Genomic DNA, 24,567 nt, shown 5'->3' on the forward strand with positions numbered 1-24,567 from the left:
GGAGCGGGCGTCCGGGGCGTGCTCTCGGTGTGCCGGCCGGAAGGCGTCATCCGCCCGAAGGGCCTGGACGTACTCGTGCTTTCGGCCGGTGCGGCGAGAGTGCGTGCCGGGCGTCGCGACGGGTCGAACGTCGCCTGTGGCGGAACCAGGGGGACATGAGGCCGCGCCCAGCGCCAGTCCTTCAAGGGTGCGGGAACCGCGCGACCAGCCACGAACGGCCCGCAGCCTCAAGTCGACCTCATGCGAAACGGCGCTCACACATCGGCGCCGTCGTCAGAGTCCTCTCCGGCCACCACCAGCCGCCGCAGATGCTCGGAGACCTCGGCCCGCGCCTGCGCGGCCAACCCCGCGTCGGTCACCAACGTGTCGACCTGCTCCAGCGCCGCGAACGAACTGAGCCCCACCGTCCCCCACTTGGTGTGGTCCGCCACCACCACGACCCGCCGGGCCGACTGCACCAGCCGCCGGTTCGTCTCGGCCTCCGCCAGGTTCGGCGTCGACAGCCCGGCCTCGACCGATATCCCGTGCACCCCCAGGAACAGCACATCGAAGTGGAGCGCCGCGATCGCCTGATCGGCCACCGGACCCACCAGCGAGTCGGACGGCGTCCGCACCCCGCCGGTGAGCACCACGGTCGCCGCACCCTGCCGGGGGCCCGAGGTGCGCTGGGCTGCGTGGAAGACGTCGGCGACCCGCACCGAGTTGGTGACCACGGTCAGATCGGGCACGTCCACGAGCCGGTGCGCGAGCGCGTACGTCGTCGTACCGCCCGACAGGGCGATCGCCGAACCCGGCGCGACCAACTCCGCGGCGGCCCGCGCGATGTCCTCCTTGGCGGTCAGCTCCAGCCCCGACTTCGCCTCGAAACCCGGCTCGTGCGTGCTCGCCTCGGCCACCGGAACCGCGCCGCCGTGGACCTTCTCCACCGCGCCCTGACGGGCGAGCGCGTCCAGATCCCGGCGCACCGTCATGTCCGAGACACCGAGCTTGCGCGTCAGCTCGTTGACCCGGACCCCGCCCCGCCGTCGTACCTCGTCGAGGATCAGGGAACGGCGCTGCTCCGCGAGGAGGTTCTGGTTCTCACCCACGCTCGCTCCGGTCCTCTCGCCCCATCACGCTCGACACGCCTCCCATACCCCCTCCGACGAGGACATTCCCCCAGCCCCCGGTCCCGAGGACGTCCCATGTTCGCATGCCGCACCACCGGCGGCGCCACTCCCCGCACAGGCGCGCGCCCGTCGTGCTCCGTTCCTGGCGCCCGCCACCGGCGCACGGATCGGGGAGATTCCGTGACCACAGGTGTACGAGTCCCGCCCAACGGCGATCATCAGTGCCTGCACATCACCTGACTTGCGGCGCGTCACGGGGGAAGCGGAACAGTGGATCGTGCGAGGGAACATACGGCACATACGGAACCCAGGGAACATTCGGAGCCCACCGGGCCGGGAAAGCACCGGGAATCCGGCCGTCCCCCGGCGGACGGCGCCGCCCTCGAACTCCTCGTCCACGGCGTCGGTGGCACCACCCCCGAACGCATGCTGGACGATCCGCGCACAGTCCGCATCACCGGCGACGACACGGCCGCCGTCTTCCGGCGCATCGACGACGCCGACGCGGAGGCCCGGCCCTCCGACCACTGCGGCAAACCCGTCCCCGAGGCCTACGTCTGGTGCAACCTCACCTCCGGCAACGGCTCGCGCGCCCTGTGGCTGTTGCTGCTGCCGTTCATGGTCGTCAACCTCGCCCACTGGATGCGTCCCACCACCCGTGACCGCAGACGCACGGTACGTCTCTACGGCCTCCTCGTCCGCCTGACCGGCCTGACGCTGACAGTGCTGCTCGTCGCCGCGGCCTGCGAGGTCGCCCTGGACCTGACCGCCTGGCAGTGTGCCGGCACACGCGCGTGCGCCGAGGAGCACACCTGGCTCGGCTTCCTCTCCCCGGCCGTCTCCGCCGACGGTTGGTGGAGCCGGCCCGGCCGCCGCCTCGCCCTGGCCGCCCTGGTGCCCGCCGCGCTCACCGGCCTCCTGTGGTACCTCTCCCACCGCACCTGGAGCGACTACGAGTCCCAGCGGCCCATGGACCGCGAGGACACCCGCCTGGATGACGAGAAGGCGCCACGCGTCGCACCCGACGTCGAGGAAACGGCACGCGTCGCACTCGGCCGGCCCGGCTTCTGGTACGGGCGCCGCCTGGTGGCCAGGCTGCGCGCCGCCCATGCGGCGGCCGGTTTCCTGACGGTCGCGGCGGCCGTCGGCACGTCCGCGGCCCGCCACGACCGCCGGGCGGGCGGCCCCACCTTCCTGGAACTCCTGGGCTGGCTGCTGAACACGGCACTGGTCGTGCTCGCGGTGGTCGTGGTGTGGGTGGTGTGCCGCCGGGGCCGCAGCGAGCGGCGCCTCGACATGGAACTGGACGAGCACCTGGTACGCCGCCTGCCCGCGTGCTCGATCGCCCTGCTCGTCCTCGCCGCGGTGTACGCCGGGTGGTCACGCCCCGGCTGGCGGTCGGCGGGGCGGCTGCCGGGAGACATGACCTTCGGCGGGATCACCCTGGTCCAAGGCGTGCTCCTCATCGCGCTCGGCGTGGTCGCTCACATTCTCTACCGCTCCCGCCCCGACCCCCGCACCGCCATGTACGGCCTGGCCGGCCCCGCCGTCGCGATGCTCGCCTGCGCCCTAGGCGGCGTCATGTCCGCCGGCGTCGCCCAACGCGTCGCCGACTGGCTGGGCGGCACGGACGACGCCCTGCCGGGCCCACCGGTCCTTCTCACCTGGCAGGCCTCGGTGATCCCGCCTCTCCTCCTGGTCGTCCTCGGCCTTCTCGGCTGGCTGGCCCGCCGCACCTGGGTACTGCGACGAGCGGAGACGGCGGCGGTGGAGCGGGAGTACGACCTGGTGGAGGGCCGGTCCCACCACGAACGCCGGGCCGAGGAGCGATCGAACGAGGAGGCGAAAGACCGACTGGGCGAGGAGGCGGCGGAGCGACCGGACGAGGAGCAGGAGTCCCAGGACACCGGCCGCACCCGCCGCATCGCGCGGACCCGAGCCATGGCCGCCCTCACCGACAGGGCGCCGCGCATCATCGGCATCACCTCCACCGTGACCCTGCTCCTCGGCGCCACAGCCCTGACCGGCGCCCTGGCGACGCGTGAGACACCGGCGGAGGCGGCGCACGACTCGTACGACGTCGTCGCGGGCGCCGCCGAGACCGCGCAGGCGCTGGGGTCCTGGCTGACAGGCGTGGGCTTCCTGCTGTTCGTCACCTGGGGGCGCCGGGCCTACAAGGACGCCTCCGCGCGCCGCACGATCGGCATCCTCTGGGACGTGGGCACGTTCTGGCCGCGTGCCGCCCACCCGTTCGCGCCGCCCTGTTATGCCGAGCGGGCCGTGCCCGACCTGACCTGGCGCATGGCCGCCTGGACCCGCGCCACGGGCGGCCGACTCGTCCTCTCCGGCCACTCCCAGGGCAGTGTCCTCGCGGCTGCCGCCGCCTGGCAGTTGCCCCCGTCGGTCCGCAGGCGCGTCGCGCTGCTCACGTACGGTTCCCCGTTGGAGCGGCTGTACGGGCGCTGGTTCCCCGCCCACTTCGGCCCGGAGCCGCTCGCCTCCCTGCACCGCGAGGTCGACTGCTGGCGCAACCTCTACCGCCTCACCGACCCCATCGGCGGCCCCGTGCGTCTGACGAGCCGATGCGGACCGCCAGTCGACGCGGAGCCCTTCACGGACCCGCTCGCCCACGGTCGCACCGGTGCCCACCCCCTGCCCGCCCCGATCCTCGGCCACTCCGACTACCAGGCGGACCCGGCCTTCGTCCACGAACGACAACGACTACTGGCGCGCATCGGCCCGGAGGTGCCGGGCCCCCGGCAGTCCTAGGTCACGTCCGCCGGAACCTCCGGTCACTCGTCCGGGCAGGAGACGTCCTGTCCCGGCCGCTGTCCCGTGCGGAGGAAGGTCGTCACCGCATGGTCGCCGCAGGCGTTCCCCCTTCCGAGATACGCGCCGTGCCCACCGCTCTCCAGCGTGACGAGCCGGGCCCGGTCGCCCAGCGCGGCCCGCGGTTTCAGCGCGCCGAAGTAGGGGGTGGACGGGTCCCGCCGGTGCTGGATCATGAGGATGTTGGACGGCCCCTCGTCGGTGATCCGGGTCGGCTTCTCCATGGGCCTGTTCTTCCAGAAGGAACACGGTGTGACGTTCACCGGCATCCCGGCGGTGAGCGGATACCGCACGCGGTTCTCGGCCACCGCCTGCCCGTGTGCGGCCACCGAGGCCGGCCAGCGCACGTCGTTGCAGACCACCGCCATGACGACCGCCGCGTCCTCGTCGCGCAACGGTCCGGCCACGTCGGGTGTCAGGACCGGCCTCGCCTTCGGGTCCATGACCTGCCGTATCAGCCGGGCCAGTTCGTCGAACAAGTTGTCGTTGTACAGGGCGCTCTGCATCGCCTGCCGCAGCCGGTTGCCGGTCAGCGCACCGCCCTCGGTGGTCGTCGTCCTCGGCGCACGGTCCAGTTCGGCGGCCAGGGACAGGAACAAGGGCCGTACGTCCTCCGGCTGCTCGGTGAGCCGCAAGCCCTCCGCATCCTGCGCCGGGTCGGCGGCCCAGGCCGCGAAGTCCGGGAACCGGTCCTCCGCGCCCTGTGCCATGTTCGCCAGCCAGCCTCGCTGGACCAGCCGAGGATTCGGGTCGCCGCTGCTGTCCAGCACCCAGCGTCGGTCCGCTCCGGGTACTTCTGCGCGTACACGGCGCTCACGTAGGTCCGTACGACACCCCGTACGCCGACAGCCGCTCCTCGCCCAGGGCATGCCGGAAACGGTCGATGTCCCGAACCTCGTTGGCGGTGGTGAGGCTGCGCAGCACCGCCCCGCCGTTCGTGGCGCCGGAGACGGCGGTCGGGGTGGTGGCGGCCGAGACGGAGAGGGCCAGGACCAGGGTTCGTCGACTGAGATGCGTCATGGGGATCATGCTGCCCGCCGGATCACTCCGGTCCCATCCGGCCGACAGCACACCTCGGGTGGGGTTTCCCCCGGGGGCTCACCCCAGGTGCCTCCGCTACGGCAGCTCCGGCAGGTCCTCCCCGTACAACAGCGTCAACTCGTCCGTGCTGGGTTCGTCGACCTGGGCCACCCGGCTCGCGTGGCGCTCCACCATCGCCTCGAAAGTCTGTCGCGCGGTACGGCCGTTGCCGAAGGCCGGGCCCTTGGGGATCGCCGTGAAGTACTTCAGCAGCGCCTCGCCGGCGCCCGGCGCCAACCGGTACTCGTGCTCCTCTGCCTGCTGTTCCACGATGCGCAGCAGCTCGTCGGGGACGTAGTCGTCGAAGGTGATGGTCCGCGAGAAGCGGGACGCCACGCCTGGATTGACGGTGAGGAAGCGCTTCATCTCGGCCGTGTAGCCGGCGACGATCACCACCACGGCGTCCCGGTGGTCCTCCATCAGCTTGACCAGCGTGTCGATGGCCTCCTTGCCGAAGTCCCGGCCCGAGTCCTCCGGCGACAGCGCGTACGCCTCGTCGATGAACAGCACCCCGCCACGGGCCCGTTCGAAGGCATCCTGGGTGCGGATCGCCGTGGAACCGATGTGTTCGCCGACCAGGTCCACGCGGGACACCTCGACGAGATGCCCCTTCTCCAGGACACCGAGCGAGGCCAGGATCTCGCCGTACAGACGGGCCACCGTCGTCTTGCCGGTGCCGGGGGAGCCCGTGAACACCAGGTGCCGCTTGACGGACGCCGCCTTGAGGCCGGCCTCCTGGCGGCGGCGGCCCACCTCGATCATGTCGGTGAGGGCGCGGACCTCGCGCTTGACGCTGTCCAGGCCTACCAGCGCGTCGAGTTCACCGAGCACGGCCTTCGAGGTGCGCGCCGGCGCCTCGGGCTCGGCGGCGGGCGGCGTGATGGCCGGCGGCTGCTCGGTGGTGCGCTGGCCCGGAATCGAGCCCAGCAGTCCGGGGGACTGGGACGTGGTCTGTGGGAGCGTCTCCTTCGCCGTCGGAAGCCGCACGCCCGCGCTCTCGTCGCTGGTGCAGTCCTCGACGACAGGGCCGCCGCCCGCGGTGCCGGGGCCGCCGTCCGCGAACTCGTAGCCACCACGCGCGCAGCGCTCCGTACGGCACTTGCGCAGGGCCGCCCGGCAGCCGTCGATGATGTGGAAGCCGTAGCCGCCGCTGCCCGTCACCCGGCAGTTCAGGAAGCTGCCGCGGCCCTCGGCGGAGACGTAGAAGCCCGCCTCGGCGGGTGAGGTGACCGTGCAGCGCTCGATGGTCGGGTCGGCGCCCTTGGTGACGATGACGCCGGTCTGTGTGCCGTCCACGGTGCAGCCGTCGAGGGTGCCGCCGCTGCCGTGGTCGCGGAACCAGGCGCCCGTGGCGGCGTCCCGGATGCGGCAGTCGTCGAGCTGCGCGGTCGCCCCGTCGCTCACCGACACCGCCGTGTTCCGCACCTGCGACAGATCACTGTCGACGACGTCCGCGCGGGAGCCCCGGTCCAGCACGAACAGCGCGTCCGGCACGTCGTGCACCCGGCAGGACTCCAGCACCGCCGTCGCCCCGTCGCTGACCCAGACGGCCGGATAGTCGCCCGTGCTGTCGAAGATCTCGCACTGGTTGGCGTCCACCCGTGTACCCGGGTCCCACACCGACAGCCCGTTGCGCCCGAACTGCCGGACCGTCGTGCGGGTCAGGGTGAGGACGGAGCGGGAGCGGAGGTCCACCGCGTTCTCCGGGATGTCGTGGATGCGGCAGTCCGCGAGGGTGAGCACGGCGTCCGTGTCGAGCGTGACCCCGTCGGCCGTCGTGCGGTGCACATCGCAGTCGGTCAGATGGGCCGTGGCCCGCCCGGTGATCTGTACGCCGCTGCCCCGGACCTCGTAGACCTCGCAGCCGACCGCTTCCAGCGAGGAGTTCTCCCCGGTCGCCGCCAGGCCCGAACCGGAGGTGTGGTGCACCCGGCACCGGTCCAGGCGCGGATGGGCGCCGCCGCGCACCGCGACACCGGCCTGGCCGGCCGCGACGACCTCGCACTCCTCGAACACGCCACCGCCGCCGTCGACCACGGCGATGCCGATCCCGGCCGGGTTGTCGACCGTGCAGCGCCGGACCGTCGGGCGGGCGCCGCCGCGCACCTCGATGCCGGCCGCGGAACGCGTGACGATCCGCAGGTCCATGAGCTCGGGCGTGCCGTCCTCGACGAGCAGTGCGGGCGCAGCCGCGTCCTGGCCCTCGACGTGCAGGTCCTGCACCACGGCCGAGGCGGAGATGGTCAGCGGCACCCCGTCCAGGGGCGCGATGCGCACCGAGCCGGGCGAGCCCTCCGGGCCGCGCAGCGTGACCCCGCGCTGCACGACGAGGTTCTCCCGGTACGTGCCGGGAGCGATGATGAGCACATCGCCGTCGCTCGCGGCCTCCAGGGCTGCGGCCAGCGATGCGTACTCACCCGTGCGGCGCCGCCACCGCGATGTACCGGTGTGCGTCACCTGGACCGTGCCCTGTGCCATGGCGTTGCTGTGCCCCCACCTCGTGGAACGCGGGTCGATGCCGAACAGTTCGGCTGGTCGGTCCACCGTAGCGTGCGCGGGCGGGGGGAGTTGACCGGAGTGCCAAGGCTCAGCTGCCGGCGCCCGTCCTGCCCCAGTCCGGACCCGCCTCGTCCCAGGCATGGTCCCAACGGGCGTACCGGCGGCGGACCATGCGCCAGAGGATCAGACGCCTGCCGCCCTCGACGAGCCCCGCGGCGAGCACGGTGGCGCCGAATCCGGCCAGCACGGCGTGGGCCGTAGCGGTGGCGCTGTCCAGGGGGCGGCCCACTTCGCGGCCCTGCCCGTCCGTCCACAACGTGAAGCGGTCGCCGGGCCGCGGGGTCATGAGGTTCGCCATGACCGTGCCGTGCCGGTCGGTGCCGTCCGGACCGGTCCAGTCGGCGACGACCCGGCTCTGCCGGTCGGGGGCCGTGGCGGTCTCGGGGTCCGGGGCGATCAGGGAGCCGTCGACCTTCTTGACGACGGTGGCCCGCACCCGGTGCCGGTTCTCCTGCTGGTCGCGCACGGACTGCTGCAGGGCGCCCTGGGCGGTGGTGCCGACGACCGCGCCGATCAGGGGCGCGGCGACGAGGATCAGTACGAGGGCCGCGAACGCCAGCCAGCCCTCCGCCAGATCGGTCGTCCGGCGCAGCGGATTGTGCCGCCAACGCCACAGCCCGCCGAACGCCCGTAGTCCACCGATGGCCCGCACTGTCCCCCACCCCCCTTCCGCGTCCGTGGTGACCCCGAACCGGGCCGTCCACGCGCGATCCCGGTCAGGAGAGAGCGAAATCACCCTCCCACCGGCCTTCTCGTGAACTTCTCACAAAGCCCCAACGGTCGGGCCGAGAGCCTGTGTTCCCTTCACATGAACCATCGTAGGAGCTTGAATTTTCAAGGTGGGAAGAGGGGTTAGCTCAAGACCGCCCAGACCTCATCGAGATCGAACGCCCTATTCGAGTATCCGCACCGGATCTCCGATCCGGACCGTGCCTCCGGATTCCGGAACCAGGTTCTGCCCGAAGACCAGCTTGTCGCCGAAACGACGGTGGCGGGCGAGTGCGCGCAGCGGTTCGCGCCCGCGCTCGGAGGTGTCCTGGTCGGTGGTGGTCACCACGCACCGCCCGCACATCTTGGCGACCCGGAACATGACCTCCCCGACGGCGATCCGCCGCCAGTCGTCCTCGGCCCACGCGACCGTGCCGTCGACGACCACGTTCGGCCGGAAGCGGCTCATCGGCAGCGGGCCCTCCTCGGGGTGGTCGCCCCGGGCGACGAGCGAGTTGAGCGCATCGAGCGAGGCGCGCGTGGTGAGCAGCAGGGGATAGCCGTCGGCGAAACTGACGGTCTCGCCGGGGCGGGCGTACTCGGGGTCGATCGGGCGGCGGGTGGCCGGGTCGTCGAGGTGTACGAGACACACGGGGAGACCCAGGTAGTCGCTGAACCAGGCGTGCGCCGCGGCGTCGGCGGGGACCCCCTCCACCTTGTCCCGATGGATCTCCACCGTGGTCGTGCCGGTGGACGCGGGCACGGGGACGGTGAGCGGCGCACGGCCGGGCGCGGACAGCAGGAGACCGCCGCCGGGCCGCGGCCCGGCGGCGGCCAACGCCATACGCGGATGCGTGCGTTGAGTGATGATCTTGCCCGAGTCGTCGACAAGCACCCAACGGCGGTCGCCCGCCAGCCCCCAGGGCTCCACGACGGCCTCGTCGGGGGCGAACCCCCGGGCCGCCTTCAGCGGGTGGACATGTATCGAGTGCAGTGACGGATTCCCCATGGGGTCATCCTGCCAGCAGGCTGCGACAACCCCACGCGGATGTCTCCCGTGGGCTCAGTACCCGCGGTACTGCTGGCCGTTGTACGGCTCCTGCTGGTACGGGGCGGCCTGGGCCGGGCGGGGGGCCGCCGGGCGCATGGCCTCGTAGCCGGTGTTGCCGGTCGTCGGGCGCTGCTGCTGCGGCTGGGCGCCAGGGTAGCCGCGCGGAGCGCCGGCCTGTTGCGGGATGTACGCGTTCGGCGCCTGCTGGAGCGGCGAGGGCTGCTGGGCCTGCGGATAGCCGTAGGCGGGGGACGGCTGGGAGGGACCGGTCGGCAGCGCGGGAAGCGCCGACGGGAGCGCGGGCAGATTGCTGCCCGGGGTGTCGTACGCGGCGGGTACCCGGATCGGGGCGATCTGAGGGGTTCCCCGCTCGGCGACGAGAGAGTCGTAGATCGGGGTGTCCGCGAAGGACGAGGCGGAGTAGTAACCGCCGCCGTAGGTGGAGCGGGGGGAGGTCATGGCACATAAGTTAAGCCCACGATGTGCTGGTTGGGGAGACCGATAAGAGGGTTGTTTTCCGTGTCGGCAGTGACGCTGGACCCCCAATACGAGCGAAGTCGGCGAAAAGGGGCAGCGATACGCGTTCTGATCGTGTAAAGGGAGAGTTCCTGGCGGGTTACCGGTGGATGGAGACGGATCTTTCGGTACGGCTTCTGGGGGTTCAGGCGTCCGGGGAATAGGTTTGGCGCCGACAACGGATCCGACCGGATCCGACGCTGCGTGGGACGCGGCCTGGCGACGACCTTCTGGTCGACCTTCTGATGGGGGCGGACATGTCAATGCCGAAAGGATCGAACACCGCGGTACCGACGACCGCGCTACGCGTGGAACTGGGCCGGCGTTCCGGACCGGGCGTGCCCGACACGGATGCCTCGGCGCTGCTGCTGGTGGGTGGAAAGGTGCGTTCCGGCGCCGACTTCGTCTTCTACAACCAGCCCGCGCACTCCTCCGGCGCGATACGGCACGAGGGCAAGCGGGACGCCGACGGCCAGGTGACCGACTCGCTCCTCGTCGACCTCGCGCGCGTGGAGCCCGCCATCGAGACCGTGGTGATCGCCGCCTCGGCGGACGGCGGCAGCTTCGGGCAGGTCCCCGGGCTGTACATCCGCGTGATCGACGAGCGGGCGGGCACCGAGGCCGCCCGCTTCGACAGCGCGGACGCCGGCGCCGAAACCGCTTTCGTGCTCGGGGAGTTCTACCGCCGCCAGGGCACCTGGAAGTTCCGCGCCGTCGGCCAGGGCTACGGCAGCGGACTCGAAGGCCTCGCCGCCGACTTCGGCATCACCGTGGACGAACCGCAGCACACGGCGGCGGCAGCGCCCGTGGCACCGCCCGCGCCCGTGACCCCGCCCGTCACCGTGCCGCCCCCCGTGACGGCACCGCCGCCCGCGCCGCCGGCCCCGGTCCCCCTGACCAAGGTCACGCTCACCAAGGAGGCCCCGGCGGTCTCCCTCACCAAACAGGGCGGCACCTCCGGCGCCCTGCGCTTGAACCTCAACTGGGAGGTGCGCAAGCAGTTCAAGGGGTGGGGCGGCAAGCTGGGCCGGGCCGTCGCGCACCACGCGGACCTCGACCTCGACCTGTGCGCCCTGTTCGAGTTGTCCGACGGCAGCAAGGGCGTCGTCCAGGCACTCGGCAACGCCTTCGGGGCGTTGCACCGGCCGCCCTTCATCCACCTCGACGGCGACGACCGCACCGGCGCCGTGAGCAGCGGCGAGAACCTCACCGTCAACCTCGACCACAAGCAGGCCTTCCGGCGCATCCTCATCTTCGTCACCATCTACGAGGGCGCCCGCTCCTTCGCCGATCTGCACGCGACGGTCACCCTCCAGCCGCAGCACGGAGCACCCGTCGACTTCTCTCTCGACGAGTGCACCGTCCCCTCCACCGTCTGCGCCCTCGCCCTCATCACCCACCAGGGCGGCGACCTCATCGTCCAGCGCGAGGCCCGCTACCTGGTCCCCGAACGCGGAGTGAGCCCGCAGCGTACGGTCGATAACGCCTACGGGTGGGGGATGAACTGGACCCCCGGCAGGAAATAGCGGCCCGCAGGCGGCGGCCCCCAGGTGTTCTGTCTCGGGAGGTCACGCCCTAGCTCTCCTCCGGGACCGAGTCCGGGTGTGCGTAGGTGCGGCCCTTCCAGGCCGCACCCCGCCCCTGGTAGTGCCGCACCGCGGAGTCCACCGTCATCAGCAGGTACAGAAACGCGGTGAACGGCAGCAGGGGAGCGAGCCACAGCGGCTGACCGTAATAACGGAGCATCGGTACGTACGTCGCCGTCATCAGCAGCCAGGCGAGCCCGCCGAGGAGTGCCGTCGCCGGCTCTTCCATGGCGAGACCCATGAGGAGCGCGACGGGCGGTACCAGGTAGACCACTGCCAGACCCAGGACGGTACCGGCGAGCAGCAGAGGGTTGTGCAGCAGTTGGGCGTAGGCGCTGCGTGAGACCATCCGCCACAGGTCGTGCAGGCCCGGATAGGGCCGCACACTGTCCACCCGCTCCGCCAGCCCCAGCCAGATGTGGCCGCCGCTCCTCTTGACCGCCCCGGCCAGTGCCACATCGTCGATGACCGCCTGCCGGATCGCGTCCGGAATCCGCGCCCTCTCGGCGGCCTCGGCGCTCAGTAGCACACAGCCACCCGCCGCGGCGGCCGTGCGCGAACCCCGCACGCCGATCCGGCGGAACGGATACAGCTGGGCGAAGAAATAGACGAAGGCGGGTACGACGAGCCGTTCCCACACGCTCTCGGCGCGCAGCCGTGCCATCTGGGACACGAGGTCGAAGCCACCGGTGCGCGCGGATGCCACCAACGTGCGCAGGCTGTCCGGCCGATGGGCGATGTCCGCGTCCGTCAGCAGCAGGAACTCGGGTCCACGCGCGCGTGCCAGCCCCATTCCGTGCCGTACGGCCCACAGCTTGCCCGTCCAGCCGGCGGGCGGCTCCCCCGGTGAGGACACGGTCAGGGGCAGCCCCCCGTGCCGTCGCGCCAGCTCGTGGGCCAGCCCACCGGTCCCGTCCGAACTGCCGTCGTCGACCAGGAAGACCTCGGCCCGGCCGGGATAGTCCTGGGCCAGCAGCGACGGCAGGCTCTCGGGCAGTATGGCGGCCTCGTCGCGCGCGGGGACGACGACACAGACGTACGGCCAGTCGACGGGATCCCGGCGGGGTGGCAGGCGCACATCCGTGCGCCAGAAGAAGCCCTGGCCCAGCAGCAGCCACAGCCAGGCGGCGAGTGATCCGGCGGCGGTCCACGCGATGGCGTTCACGGTGCGCAGTCTGCCCCACCCGGGTGGTCCGGCCGAGGCCATCGTCTATCGTGGCCGGGTGAAGATCGCGCTCATGGACTCCGGTATCGGTCTGCTCCCCGCCGCCGCCGCGGTACGGCGACTGCGTCCCGACGCGGACCTCGTGATCTCCTCCGACCCCGACGGCATGCCCTGGGGCCCGCGCACTCCGCAGGACCTGACCGAGCGTGCCCTCGCCGTAGCCGAGGTGGCCGCAGCGCACCGGCCCGACGCCCTGATCGTCGGCTGCAACACCGCGTCCGTGCACGCCCTGCCCGCCCTGCGCGCCTTCCTCGAACCGGGTCTGCCGGTCATCGGCACGGTTCCGGCGATCAAGCCGGCCGCGTCCGGCGGCGGCCCCTTCACCATCTGGGCCACGCCCGCCACCACCGGCAGCCCCTACCAGCGCGGTCTCATCAAGGAGTTCACCGACGGCGTGGCGGTCACCGAAGTGCCCTGCTGGGGACTGGCCGAGGCCGTGGAGCACGCCGACGACGCCGCGATCGACGCGGCGATCGACGCTGCCGCCGCGCTGACCCCCGGCGATGTGACGACCGTCGTCCTGGGCTGCACCCATTACGAACTGGTCGCCGAACGCATCCGAGCGGCCGTCCAGCAGCCCGGCCTCCCGCCTCTCGTCCTGCACGGTTCCGCGGGCGCCGTGGCCGCCCAGGCGCTGCGCCGTCTCGGCGAACTTCCCAGGCCCGAGGCGGACTGGACCGAATCGACGCTGACGGTCATCCTCAGCGGACGCGAGGGCTCCCTGCCCGCTGCGGCACTGGCCTACGAGGAGGGCAGGCTGCTGCGGACAGTCACTCCCGCGCTGGTCGCCCGCCCGCAGCGGTAACGGTCCGCAACCGGGTGCCCGCGTTGCGGAACCTGAGTACGCTCGAAGCCATGAGGGACCATCCCCACGGCGAGACGGGCACCCCCGAAGGCCCGCACCCCGAGGTATGGACCGGCCGCGCGACCAACCGCGGCCAGTGGGTGCCGGCACTCGGCGGTGCCGCCTGCATGGCACTGGGCATCGCACTCGCGGTCGGCTCCGCGTGGACGTCCGATGCCGCCCCCCTGGCCATGTCGGTCGTCGGCTGCATCGCGGCCGGGCTCCTCATCCTCTTCGGTACGCTCGCGTTCGTGCACGTCTCCGTGAAGGTCGACGAGGACTGCCTCGAAGTCCGCTGCGGCCACATCGGTGTGCCCCGCCGCCGCATCCCCCTGTCCGAGGTCGCCGACGCCGTCTTCGCGCCGTGCGTCACTCCCCGCCAGTGGGGTGGCTGGGGCTACCGCTGGCGGCCCGAGAAGGGGACCGCCGTCGTCGTACGCCGTGGTGAGGGTGTGGTGCTGCGCCTCTGGGACGGTCACACGTTCACGATCACCGTGGACAACGCGGAGGTGGCCGTACGGGTCATCCGCGACCGGCTGAGCCCGAGGGCGTCCGGCGCCGCGCGCTGACCCCTCCGTCTGCCTGTCGTCGCGGTCGGGCGCCCCGGCGCCGTCTTCTTCCTCCGTCAGGGGCCGGGCCGTCGCCACACCCGCGAGCAGGCCCGCACCCGCCGTCACCGCGAGCAGCACCCCCTCCGGGCGACCGCCCCGTGCCGCCGCCGTGAACCACGACCAGGCCGCGCACGCCCCCAGCATGACCACACCCGTGACATCAGAAACGTTCCGTCTGTCATGCGCGGCCGACGTACCGGCCGAGGACTGCGTCCCCGTGACCCCACCCCGTCGCCCCCCGACCGTGCCGGCTCCGACCGCTCGGCCGCATCCGGCCGCACATCACAGACTCGGGCACACTGTGACGGGTGATGCGCCGGTTTGTGGACGCGGCGTGCAGGAACGCTGCGGCGGATGTGTGCCCCGGCCTCACCCAGGACGCGCGGGCCGCGCTGTCGGCGCCGGGGTGAGGCGCCGTACACTCCCCGAGTGACCGTCACCGCCACTCCCGTAGACGAGCCGGAACAGCTCGAACCCCAGGCCGCGCCCGTGTCCCGGGCGTCCCGATGGGTCAGCCGGCTCCTTCCGGCCGCCGCCGCGGCTCTCTCCGGGGTGCTGCTCTACGTCAGCTTCCCGCCCCGGACCCTGTGGTGGCTGGCCCTGCCGGCCTTCGCCGTCTTCGGCTGGGTACTGCGCGGACGCGGCTGGAAGGCGGGACTCGGCCTCGGCTACCTCTTCGGCCTCGGCTTCCTGCTGCCGCTGCTGGTGTGGACCGGCGTGGAGGTCGGCCCCGGACCGTGGCTGGCGCTCGTGGTCATCGAGGCGGTGTTCGTGGCGCTCGTCGGCGCGGGCGTCGCCGTCGTCTCGAAGCTGCCCGGCTGGCCGGTCTGGTCCGCCGCCCTGTGGATCACCGGTGAGGCGGCACGCGCGCGTGCCCCGTTCCACGGCTTCCCCTGGGGCAAGATCGCCTTCGGTCAGGCCGACGGTGTCTTCCTTCCGCTGGCCGCTCTCGGCGGTACACCGGTGCTCGGTTTCGCGGTCGTCCTGTGCGGCTTCGGGCTGTGCGAGGTGGTACGGCCGGTCGTCGACAAGCGCCGCACCGGCAGGGCCGTACACCGGGGCACCGCCGCCGTGGCGGCACTGACCGTGGCCGTCCCGCTGGTGGGCGCCTTCGGCTCCCGTGCCCTGGTGAGCGACAAGGCCGAGACCGGCACCGCGACCGTGGCCGTCATCCAGGGCAACGTCCCCCGGCTGGGCCTCGACTTCAACGCCCAGCGGCGGGCCGTGCTCGACTACCACGCCAGGGAGACCGAGCGCCTGGCCGCCGAGGTCAAGGCCGGCAAGGTCGCACAGCCGGACTTCGTGCTCTGGCCGGAGAACTCCTCCGACATCGACCCTTTCGCCAACGCCGACGCCCGCGTGGTGATCGAGCGGGCGGCAACGGCCATCGGCGCCCCCGTCTCCGTCGGAGGCGTCGTCGAACGGGACGGAAAGCTCTACAACGAGCAGATCCTTTGGGACCCGGAGAAGGGTCCCGTCGACACGTACGACAAGCGGCAGATCCAGCCGTTCGGCGAGTACCTTCCCCTGCGGTCGCTCATCGGGGTCATCAACAGCGAGTGGACGTCCATGGTCCGCAAGGACTTCAGCCGGGGCACCGAGCCCGGCGTGTTCACCATGGACGGCGCCAAGGTCGGCCTCGTCACCTGCTATGAGGCGGCCTTCGACTGGGCAGTGCGCTCCGAGGTCACCGACGGCGCACAGCTGATCTCGGTGCCGAGCAACAACGCGACCTTCGACCGCAGCGAGATGACCTACCAGCAGCTCGCCATGTCCCGGGTCCGCGCCGTCGAGCACAGCCGCACCGTCACCGTCCCGGTGACCAGCGGCGTCAGCGCGATCATCATGCCGGACGGGAAGATCACCCAGAGGACCGGCATGTTCGTCGCCGACTCGCTGGTCCAGAAGGTGCCGTTGCGCTCCTCGGAGACTCCCGCCACCCAGCTCGGCATCCTGCCGGAGATGCTTCTGGTGCTGGTCGCGGCGGGTGGACTCGGTTGGGCGATCGGGGCCGGTGTGCGCGGGAGGCGCGCCGGTGGCGTGTAGCCGTACGCCTCACGTGCGCGTCCTTCGAGCGCGGGAATGAGGGAAACCGGCCCGTTAGGGTCGGCTCCATGGCTACCCCTGATTTCATCCGCACACTCCGTGCTTGCGCCGGCAACCAGCTTCTCTGGCTCCCCGGAGTCACCGCCCTCGTCCTCGACGACGAGGGCAGAGTGCTGCTGAACCGCCGGTCCGACAACGGCAGGTGGTCGCTGATCGGCGGCATCCCGGATCCGGGGGAGCAGCCGGCGGCCTGTGCCGTGCGGGAGGTCTTCGAGGAGACGGCCGTCCGGTGCGTGGCGGAGCGGGTCGTCCTCGTCCAGGCCCTCGACCCGGTGCGGTACGACAACGGGGACGTGTGCCAGTACATGGACACCACGTTCTACTGCAGGCCCGTCGGCGGCGAGGCCCGCGTCAACGACGACGAGTCGCTGGAGGTCGGCTGGTTCTCACTGGACGCCCTGCCGGACCTGAGCGAGTTCGCGCTCTTCCGTATCAAACAGACGATGTCGGACGCACCCACGTGGTTCGACCCCGTCGTCTGAGGCCGCACCACAGGAGCCGGCCCTCGCGCCGTGTAGGTCCGAGGCTTCGGGTCACGATGCGTGCGGCGCGGTGGTCTTCGGGCTTTCCGTGGTCGCCCTGCGGGCCCCGGCCAGCCGGAGCGTCACGGCGGCTGCGACTCCCGCCGGCAGGCCCCAGGTCAGGGCGGCCGGTACGCCACCACCGAGGCCGGCGGCCAGGTACAGGTCCCAGCGCAGGTTCGTCCCCTCCAGCAGCATCCGCAGCAGCTGGCTCGTCAGCAGGCCGAGGACGGTCGCGCAGACCGCGCCGACCGCCAGGGCCGGGACGGTGGCCCGGGTGAGCAGTCCCGGCAGCAGGCGCAGTGCCCACCACACGACGGCCAGCAGCAGTACGTCGGTGGCGCGGTACAGGAGCCAGTCGCCGGGCGATGCGTCCGCCGGACCCGCCCAGGCGCCCAGCAGCAACCACTGGCGCAGGAGGTCGCCCGGTTCGGAGAGCAGCCCGCCGCCCGAGTAGGCCGTCTGGAGGGCGGCGGCCACCGACTGGTACGAGAGGATCAGCAGGGACAGTGCGATCACCGCCGTTCCGACGGTGGCGGCCAGCCGGGCGGCGCGCGCCGGGACGGCCTGCCGAGGCAGCGGATCGGTGCCCTTGGCGGTGATTTGCGCGATGAGGACCGTTGCCACGGCGGCGACCAGTGCCGTCCCCACCAGGACCTGCCGCCCGCTCGCGACCACGCCCGCCAGCTGAGGCAGGAAGCGGTAACTGCCCTGTCCCTGCGCGGCGATCAACCAGGGCGCGGAGACGGTGACCGCCAGTGTGCCGGCCACCAGGCCCCAGGCCCACACCGCGAGCAGTGCCGCCGCCGTCCGGCCGCGCACCGGCGGCAGCCTGCGCACCAGGAGCAGCGCGCCGGGCACGAAGAACGCGAAGACCGCGGTGAACCGGATCTGCATCGCGGTCGAGTACAGCGCGAGGTACCGTGAGCCGTCGCTTCGGGCCGTGTCCCCGAACCGCGCCGAGGCCGGCGGGTCGTACGACCAAGGGGCGAGCCAGCGTTCGAGATCGGCGGCGGCCTGGGCGCCCAGCACATCCGGGGCGCCCCGCAGCCGCAGCACGTTCTCACTCGCCCCCGCCCACCACAACAGCGCCGTGAACAGCAGCCCTCCGACCACCGCCGGTATCGCCGCACGCCGATATGTCACGTGTTCTCCCCCGTTCGACCGCGTCCCCGTGATTCCTGGTCGAGTGGACCCTACGGCGCCCTGGTCACATGTGGATCACAGCGGTGCGTCGGCTCGCCCGACGGATGGGCGCAGCGCGACGAAGGGGACTGGCAGGCAGCCGCCCCCCGTCGCCGGCTGGAAGTCCTGACCCTCCTCGGCCGTGGTCTGTCCAACACGGAACTGGCCGCCGAACTGACCCTGAGCGAAGCCACGGTGAAGTCCCACGTGGCCCGCATCTTCGCCGGGCTCGACCTGCGCGACCGCGCCCAAGCCGTCGTGGTCGCCTACGAGAAGGGGGCTGGTCACGGTGAACGCGAGCGATTCAGGGGCGGATGGGTCGATGAGCCGGTGAGGGGGCGACGGGTGAGCGCCGAGCCGACACAGGCGTGATGGCGGTCGGGAACGAAGATCCGGTCAGAGTCGTTCACGTGCTGCACACCTACTGAAGGAGCAAGCCCGTGTCCGCCAGACCGACGGACTCCCCGGGGCACAGTCCCGGACCACCCCGCCAGACCCTGAACGACCGTACACGTCGCGGCACGCGGTGGGGTGGTGTCCGATGAGTGCCGCGAACGCCGTACTGGGCCTGCTGGCCGTCCTCGTCCTGACCGCCGGCACGGGCTATTTCGTCGCCCAGGAGTTCGCGTACGTCTCCGCGGACCGGCTCGCCCTCGCACGTGAGGCGGAGGCGGGCGACCGGCGGGCGGCCCGCGCGCTGAAGGTGCTGGAGCGACTGTCGTTCATGCTGTCCGGCGCCCAGCTGGGCATCACCGTCACCGGCCTGGTCGTCGGTTTCATCGCCGAGCCGTCCGTCTCCGCGCTGCTGAAGCCGGCCCTGACCGGCGCCGGAGTCCCGGAAGGCGCGGTCGGCGGCATCTCCGTGGCCCTGGCCTTCGTCGCGGCCACCGTCGTCCAGATGGTGCTGGGCGAGCTGGCCCCGAAGAACCTGGCGCTCGCCGTCCCCGAGCGGCTGGCGAAGTCGCTGGCCGCGTCCACGCTCGCCTATCTGAAGGTCGTGGGTCCGGTGGTGCACGTCTTCGACGGCGTGGCCAACAAGCTGCTGCGCAAGGTGGGCATCGAGCCCGTCGAGGAACTGCACCACGGCGCCACCCTGGAGGAGCTGGGCCACCTCATCGGTGAGTCCCACGAGCAGGGTGAGCTTCCCAGAGACACCGCCGAACTGCTCGACCACGCCCTGGAGTTCTCGGAGAGGACCCTGGACGAGGTGATGGTGCCGCGCGTGGACGCGGTCTTCGTCCGCAAGGACGCGTCCGCCGCCGAGGCGGTCGAACTGATCGCCAGTCACGGCCATTCGAACTACCCGGTCCTCGGCGACCACCCGGACGACGTCGCCGGCGTGCTGGGCGTACGCGAGCTGATGCGGCTGCCCGCCGAGTCCCTCACCGACACCACCGCGGGCGCCCTCGCCCGCCCCTCGCTGATCCTGCCGGACACGCTGCCGCTGCCGGAGGCGGTGACGCGTATGCGGGAACAGGACGACGAGTTCGCCGTGGTCCTGGACGAGCACGGTGGCGTGGCCGGCATCGTGACGTACGAGGACATCGCCGAGGAGCTGGTGGGTGACATCGCCGACGAGTCCGACACCGTCATCGAACTCGCCGTCGCCGACGGGGACGGCTGGCTGGTGGACGCCGGACGCCGCTTGGACGAGGTCGGCGACGCCACCGGTGTCGAACTGCCCGAGGAGGACGACTACGACACCGTCGCCGGCCTGGTCGTGGACCGCCTCGGCCGCTTCCCGGCCATCGGCGACCGGCTGACCGTGGATTTGCCGCACGGCGGCAGCGCGGTCATCGACGTGCGCACCCTCGACCGGCACGTACCGGACCGGGTCCGCCTGGAGCGGCTGCCCGTGCGTGAGCGTGAGGAGGAACAGGCATGAGCTTCCCCATGGCTCTCTTCGTGACCGTCCTACTGCTGATCGGCAGCGGGTTCTTCGTCGCCGCCGAGTTCGCACTGGTCGCCGCCAGACGGCACCGCATGGAGAAGGCCGCCGCCGACGGCCAACGCGGCGCCAAGGCGGCCCTCGCCGGCATGCGGGAGCTGTCCCTGATGCTGGCCGGCGCCCAACTCGGCATCACCGTCTGCACCCTGGGCCTCGGCTCCGTCTCCAAGCCCGCCATCTCGCACGAACTCGACCCGCTGCTGCACGACCTCGGCCTGCCCAGCGGGCTCAGCTACGGCGTGGCTTTCGTCTTTGCCATGATCGTGGTGGTGTTCCTGCACATGGTGGTCGGTGAGATGGCGCCCAAGTCCTGGGCCATCGCCCATCCCGAGCGCTCGGCGATGCTGCTGTCCCCGCCCTTCCGGGCCGTGGTCAACGCCGTACGACCGCTGATCGGGCTGCTGAACCGGATCAGCAACGCCCTGGTGCGGCTGTGCAGGGTCACCCCGCGCGACGAGCTGACCTCCGTCCACAACCGCGAGCAGCTCACGCACCTCGTGGAGGAGTCACAGCGGCTGGGCCTGATCAGCGAGGCCGACTCCGAGCTGATCACCCGCTCGCTGACGGAGCCCGAGAGCCCGGTGCGTGACCTCATGGTCCCGGCCGCCGGGATCACCGCCGTCGACGCGGACGCCGGCATCGAGGCCATCCTGCGCGCCGCCGCCGACCACGACCGCACCCGCCTCCTGGTCCGCGCCGACGACACCACCGTCCTCGGCTCGGTCCACGCCCGCGACGCACTGGTCGCCCGCACCAGGGGAAGGACCGTCACGGCCCGCGCTCTCGCCCGGCCCGTACCGGAGCTGCCCGACGACGCGACCGTGGCCGACGCGATCGACGTCCTGCGCCGCCACCGGGCCACGCTCGCGCTGGTCCGCGACGACACGGGCCGGCTCGCCGGCCTGGTCACCCTGGACGACCTGCTGGCGCGCTATCTGCAACCGCGGGCGGCCTGACCGTAGGACACCCGGATACGGGGAGGCCCGGCCGTACGGCCGGGCACGTGTGGGCGGGCGGCTTCTGAGACGCACGGGGCGGGCGGCGTCCGCCCACACGTGCCGTCCCACCCGGTCGCGGCGCGTCCGCCGCCGTGGCGTTTCAGGACTGTGCGGAGTCCCACCGAGTGAAGCTGTCGTCGACGGTGAGGCGGCCGGAACTCGTAGTGCGGCGGCAGTCCTGCCGACCCGTACGCGCCTTCCCCCCTCACCTGGACCCGCACCCGCGACTCTGTGGTCCCCGGACGACCACCGTGGGTGACCTGCGCGCTTCTCCTCGAAGCGGGCCGCGCCCCGGCGGCTCGCGGATCCTATGGTGGAGATCACAGGACGGCGACGGACGCTGAGGCGGCGACCATGGCGGATACGGCGATCGACTACGCGGCGGTGTTCCAGGCGCTGCCCGGCATGGTGGCGCTGCTGACACCCGAGCTGGTGTACGCGGAAGCGAACGAGGAGTTCCTCAGGATGTCGGGCCGCACCCGTGAGCAGGTGGTCGGCCGCTACTTCTTCGACGTGTTCCCCGACAACCCGGCCGACCCGGCCGCCAACGGCATGCGGAACCTGGCGGCCTCCCTCACCCGCGTCGCGGACAGCGGTGAGAGGGACGCGATGGCGCTGCAGCGCTATGACGTGGAGTCGGTGCAGCGGCCGGGGGAGTGGGAGGAGCGGTACTGGAGCCCGGTGAACGCGCCGGTGTTCGGTCCCGACGGCAGCGTGGTGCTGCTGATCCACAAGGTGGAGGAGGTCACCGAGCTGATCCGGGCCCGCGAGCGCTCGCCCGGCGACCGGTCCCGCGTGCTGGAGGCCGAGCTGTACACACGCGGCCGTGAGCTGCAGGAGGTCAACGAGCGGCTGCGCGAGGCACACGCCCATGAGCGCGAGGTCGCGCTCGCACTGCAGACGGCGATGCTCCCCGCTCCCAACCCACTCGGACACCACCGCGCGGCCGTGCGCTACCAGCCGGCGACGGAGGCGCTCAACGTGTGCGGCGACTGGTACGACCTCGTGGACCTGCCCGGGGGCGATCGCATCGGTCTCGCCGTCGGCGACGTGGTCGGTCACGGCCTGGCCGCCGCCTGCGTCATGGGCAAGCTGCGCAGCGCGCTCAGCGCCGCGTCCTTGGTCGCGAACGGTCCAGCCCAGGCGCTGGACGCCCTCGGTCTGTACGCTCGCTCCGTCGACGGTGCCCAGAACACCACCGCGGTGCAGACCCGCATCGACTGGGAGTCCCACACCATCACCTACAGCAGCGCCGGCCATCTGCCGCCCGCGCTGCTGAGCCGCGACGGCACGGTGGCTTTCCTCGAACAGGCCACCGATCCGCCGCTCGGAGCCCGCCCGGAACACATCCCCCGCGTCGAGGCGATCCTCGGCTTCACCGAGGGCGACACCCTGGTCCTGTACACGGACGGCCTGATCGAACGCCGCGACGAAGACATCGACCACAGCCTCGCCCGCCTGGCCGACGCCCTCACCCGCCACCGCGGATCCGCCCCCGAGCCTCTCGCCGACGCCCTCCTCCTCGAACTGCTCCCCTCCGGCCGCGCCACCGACGACACGGCCCTCGTCATCCTCCGGCTGTGACCCGGGTGGCCCGCGGCCGGGGCCACCCACTCCACGACGCCCCGTACGAGCCGGTCGTAGGTGTCGTGGTCCCGCACCGAGGTGCCGCCCGTGCAGTAGGTGGCCGAAGCCCTCATCGCGTCCTCGACGGCCTGCGCGTGGGCGGCGGCACCCATGATCACCGCAACTGATGTCGTCATGCCCGACACTCTGCCCGCCACCACTGACGACGCCCCGGCACCTGCCCCCTCCGGGGGCGGGCGGATCGGCCTCCGCCGCGTCAACGCCCGGTGCTCAGCCCTTCGACAGGGTGAAGCGGATGCCGCTGCCGAAGGGGTCCCGCGGACCGCGGTCGATGCCGTACGGGTGTTCGGTGGGCTCCTCGGCGCACTCGACGCCCCGGCCCCGCGGCGTCCCGCACGCCGGGCGGCAGTCGTCCGCGCCGAAGGCGAGACGGCCGCACACGACGCCCTTGGTCAGCGCTTCGCGGACCCGCGCCGCGGTCCTCTGGGACAGCGCCGGACGGACGGCCTCGATCGAGGTCATCCGCCCGGCTGTCGGCCCTGCCGGGCCCCGACGGGTCAGACCGCCGGGGCCGGGTACGTCGGGTACTCCACCCCGGAGACGTGCTGTACGACGCGGATGACCTGGCAGGAGTAGCCGAACTCGTTGTCGTACCAGAGGTAGAGGATGGCGTTGTCGCCGTCGACCTTGGTGGCGCCGGCGTCGACGATCGAGGCGTGGCGGGAGCCGATGAAGTCGCTGGAGACCGAGTCGGGGGCGCTGGTGAAGTCGATCTGGCGCTTGAGCGGCGAGGTCAGCGAGACGTTGCGGAGGTAGTCGAGGACCTCCTCGCGGTCGGTCTCGCGGCCGAGGCGCAGGCTGAGGATCGCGATCGAGACGTCCGGGACGGGGACGCGGATCGAACTGCCGGTGATCGGCGCCTTCAGGTCGGGCAGCGCCTTGGCGACGGCCGAGGCGGCACCCGTCTCGGTGATGACCATGTTGAGCGGTGCGGAGCGGCCCCGGCGGTCGGCCTTGTGGTAGTTGTCCAGCAGGTTCTGGTCGTTGGTGAACGAGTGGACGGTCTCCACGTGCCCGCGCAGCACGCCGAACTCGTCGTCCATCGCCTTCAGCGGCGGCACGATCGCGTTGGTGGTGCAGGAGGCGCAGGACAGGATCTGCTCGTCCGGCTTGATCGTGTCGTGGTTGACGCCGTGCACGATGTTCGGGACGTCGCCCTTGCCGGGCGCGGTCAGGACGACCTTGTCGATGCCGGGGCGCAGGTGCGTCGACAGTCCCTCGCGGTCGCGCCACTTGCCGGTGTTGTCGATGAGGATGGCGTTCTTGATGCCGTACTCGGTGTAGTCGACCTCGGACGGGTCGTTCGCGTAGATCACCTTGATGGTGTTGCCGTTGGCGACGATCGTGCTGCTGGCCTCGTCGACGGTGATCGTGCCCTGGAACTGGCCGTGGATGGAGTCCCGGCGCAGCAGCGAGGCCCGCTTGACCATGTCCTCGGCGGCCCGCCCACCGCCGCCGCGCACGACGATGGCGCGCAGCCGCAGTCCGTTGCCGGAGCCGGCCTTCTCGATCAGCAGCCGGGCGACCAGCCGGCCGATGCGGCCGAAGCCGTAGAGGACGACGTCGCGTCCCTCGCCGCCCTCGATCTTGTGGGCGCCCGTGGCGCCGGCGACGGCCTCGGCGGTGAACTCCGCGATCGACAGACCCCGGTCGTCGGCCCGGTACGTCGCGGCGAGCATGCCGAGGTCGATCTGGGAGGGGCCGAGGTCGAGCGTGGTCAGGGCCCGCAGGAACGGCAGGGTGTCGGTGACCGAGAGTTCCGCACCGGCGATCTGCCGGGCGAACCGGTGGGTCTTCAGGATGCTGACCACCGACTTGTTCACCAAGGAGCGGCTGTGCAGCAGGACCGTCACGTCCCGCTCGCGGTGCAGCTTCCCGATGACCGGGATCATCGACTCCGCGATCTCTTCGCGGATCTTCCAGTTGGTGAACGAGTCCTCGTTGACAGTCACAGATTTATCTTTCGAGCTAGGCGGCGCTCATATGCTAACCACCTTGCTCGGGTGCGCTGCACCGAGGGGCACCCACGACGAGCGCTCCCGGC

At 71.8% G+C, this 24,567-nt stretch carries 18 protein-coding genes and 3 pseudogenes; 10 read left to right on the forward strand and 11 right to left on the reverse strand.

All coding sequences use genetic code 11. The features are described from left to right. Positions 1–254: 254 nt before the first annotated feature. Positions 255–1,088 carry a DeoR/GlpR family DNA-binding transcription regulator gene (locus WBG99_RS32805; protein WP_338899824.1) on the reverse strand — a complete coding sequence of 278 codons (834 nt, stop codon included), beginning with the start codon at positions 1,086–1,088 and terminating at the stop codon, positions 255–257. A 447-nt stretch (positions 1,089–1,535) separates the two neighbouring features. Between WBG99_RS32805 and WBG99_RS32810 the strand changes: the two genes are divergently transcribed. Next, positions 1,536–3,878 carry a hypothetical protein gene (locus WBG99_RS32810; protein ID WP_338899826.1) on the forward strand — a complete coding sequence of 781 codons (2,343 nt, stop codon included), beginning with the start codon at positions 1,536–1,538 and terminating at the stop codon, positions 3,876–3,878. 23 nt (positions 3,879–3,901) lie between these two features. Here WBG99_RS32810 and WBG99_RS32815 read toward each other — a convergent pair. The 5 genes and pseudogenes from WBG99_RS32815 to WBG99_RS32835 form a co-directional block, all read right to left on the reverse strand. After that, a pseudogene (locus WBG99_RS32815) lies at positions 3,902–4,880 on the reverse strand (alpha/beta hydrolase); the annotation flags it as partial. Positions 4,881–5,054: 174 nt separating this feature from the next. After that, positions 5,055–7,496 (reverse strand): right-handed parallel beta-helix repeat-containing protein, encoded by a 2,442-nt coding sequence (locus tag WBG99_RS32820; RefSeq protein ID WP_338899827.1) that lies wholly within the window; start codon positions 7,494–7,496, stop codon positions 5,055–5,057. Positions 7,497–7,605: 109 nt separating this feature from the next. Further along, positions 7,606–8,229 (reverse strand): hypothetical protein, encoded by a 624-nt coding sequence (locus tag WBG99_RS32825; protein ID WP_338899828.1) that lies wholly within the window; start codon positions 8,227–8,229, stop codon positions 7,606–7,608. A gap of 240 nt (positions 8,230–8,469) precedes the next feature. Then, positions 8,470–9,294, reverse strand: a complete 825-nt coding sequence (locus tag WBG99_RS32830; protein ID WP_338899829.1) for an MOSC N-terminal beta barrel domain-containing protein — start codon at positions 9,292–9,294, stop codon at positions 8,470–8,472. 54 nt (positions 9,295–9,348) lie between these two features. After that, a complete protein-coding gene (locus WBG99_RS32835) occupies positions 9,349–9,795 on the reverse strand; it encodes a DUF6643 family protein (protein WP_338899831.1) in 447 nt (148 codons plus the stop codon). Between the two features lie 314 nt (positions 9,796–10,109). Between WBG99_RS32835 and WBG99_RS32840 the strand changes: the two genes are divergently transcribed. After that, on the forward strand, positions 10,110–11,378 hold the full coding sequence (locus WBG99_RS32840) for a TerD family protein (RefSeq protein WP_338899832.1): 1,269 nt from the start codon (positions 10,110–10,112) through the stop codon (positions 11,376–11,378). A gap of 49 nt (positions 11,379–11,427) precedes the next feature. Here the strand turns inward: WBG99_RS32840 and WBG99_RS32845 are convergent, their stop codons facing one another. Continuing rightward, positions 11,428–12,603, reverse strand: coding sequence for a glycosyltransferase (locus WBG99_RS32845; protein WP_338899833.1), 1,176 nt, complete (start codon positions 12,601–12,603; stop codon positions 11,428–11,430). A 58-nt stretch (positions 12,604–12,661) separates the two neighbouring features. Here WBG99_RS32845 and WBG99_RS32850 point away from each other — a divergent pair, with 58 nt between their 5' ends. After that, the gene (locus WBG99_RS32850) at positions 12,662–13,468 is read left to right on the forward strand and encodes an aspartate/glutamate racemase family protein (RefSeq protein ID WP_338900568.1); all 807 of its coding nucleotides are present in this window, start codon (positions 12,662–12,664) and stop codon (positions 13,466–13,468) included. A gap of 50 nt (positions 13,469–13,518) precedes the next feature. After that, complete coding sequence (locus tag WBG99_RS32855) at positions 13,519–14,076, forward strand: hypothetical protein (protein WP_338899834.1); 558 nt, start codon at positions 13,519–13,521, stop codon at positions 14,074–14,076. A 78-nt stretch (positions 14,077–14,154) separates the two neighbouring features. Here the strand turns inward: WBG99_RS32855 and WBG99_RS32860 are convergent. Further along, positions 14,155–14,345: pseudogene (locus WBG99_RS32860) on the reverse strand (O-antigen polymerase); the annotation flags it as partial. Positions 14,346–14,547: 202 nt separating this feature from the next. Between WBG99_RS32860 and lnt the strand changes: the two are divergent. Beyond that, a complete protein-coding gene (gene lnt, locus WBG99_RS32865) occupies positions 14,548–16,164 on the forward strand; it encodes an apolipoprotein N-acyltransferase (protein ID WP_338899835.1) in 1,617 nt (538 codons plus the stop codon). A 68-nt stretch (positions 16,165–16,232) separates the two neighbouring features. Beyond that, positions 16,233–16,706 carry an NUDIX domain-containing protein gene (locus WBG99_RS32870; RefSeq protein WP_338899836.1) on the forward strand — a complete coding sequence of 158 codons (474 nt, stop codon included), beginning with the start codon at positions 16,233–16,235 and terminating at the stop codon, positions 16,704–16,706. Between the two features lie 51 nt (positions 16,707–16,757). Here WBG99_RS32870 and WBG99_RS32875 read toward each other — a convergent pair whose 3' ends face one another. After that, the gene (locus WBG99_RS32875) at positions 16,758–17,891 is read right to left on the reverse strand and encodes a hypothetical protein (RefSeq protein WP_338899837.1); all 1,134 of its coding nucleotides are present in this window, start codon (positions 17,889–17,891) and stop codon (positions 16,758–16,760) included. Positions 17,892–18,041: 150 nt separating this feature from the next. Between WBG99_RS32875 and WBG99_RS32880 the strand changes: the two are divergent. The 4 genes and pseudogenes from WBG99_RS32880 to WBG99_RS32895 form a co-directional block, all read left to right on the forward strand. Further along, positions 18,042–18,302, forward strand: a pseudogene (locus tag WBG99_RS32880) (LuxR C-terminal-related transcriptional regulator); the annotation flags it as partial. A gap of 169 nt (positions 18,303–18,471) precedes the next feature. Then, positions 18,472–19,815, forward strand: a complete 1,344-nt coding sequence (locus WBG99_RS32885; RefSeq protein ID WP_338899838.1) for a hemolysin family protein — start codon at positions 18,472–18,474, stop codon at positions 19,813–19,815. After that, positions 19,812–20,834 carry a hemolysin family protein gene (locus WBG99_RS32890; RefSeq protein WP_338899839.1) on the forward strand — a complete coding sequence of 341 codons (1,023 nt, stop codon included), beginning with the start codon at positions 19,812–19,814 and terminating at the stop codon, positions 20,832–20,834. Before WBG99_RS32885 ends, WBG99_RS32890 begins: the two co-directional genes overlap by 4 nt. Positions 20,835–21,230: 396 nt before the next feature. Continuing rightward, positions 21,231–22,460: a SpoIIE family protein phosphatase gene (locus tag WBG99_RS32895; RefSeq protein WP_338899840.1), complete on the forward strand. Its 1,230-nt coding sequence runs from the start codon at positions 21,231–21,233 to the stop codon at positions 22,458–22,460. A gap of 273 nt (positions 22,461–22,733) precedes the next feature. Here WBG99_RS32895 and WBG99_RS32900 read toward each other — a convergent pair whose 3' ends face one another. Beyond that, a complete protein-coding gene (locus WBG99_RS32900; RefSeq protein WP_338899841.1) occupies positions 22,734–22,985 on the reverse strand; it encodes a hypothetical protein in 252 nt (83 codons plus the stop codon). Between the two features lie 35 nt (positions 22,986–23,020). Continuing rightward, complete coding sequence (locus WBG99_RS32905; protein WP_338899842.1) at positions 23,021–24,475, reverse strand: glyceraldehyde-3-phosphate dehydrogenase; 1,455 nt, start codon at positions 24,473–24,475, stop codon at positions 23,021–23,023. Positions 24,476–24,567 lie beyond the last annotated feature (92 nt).

Source organism: Streptomyces sp. TG1A-60 (assembly GCF_037201975.1).
Classification (GTDB): Bacteria; Actinomycetota; Actinomycetes; order Streptomycetales; family Streptomycetaceae; genus Streptomyces.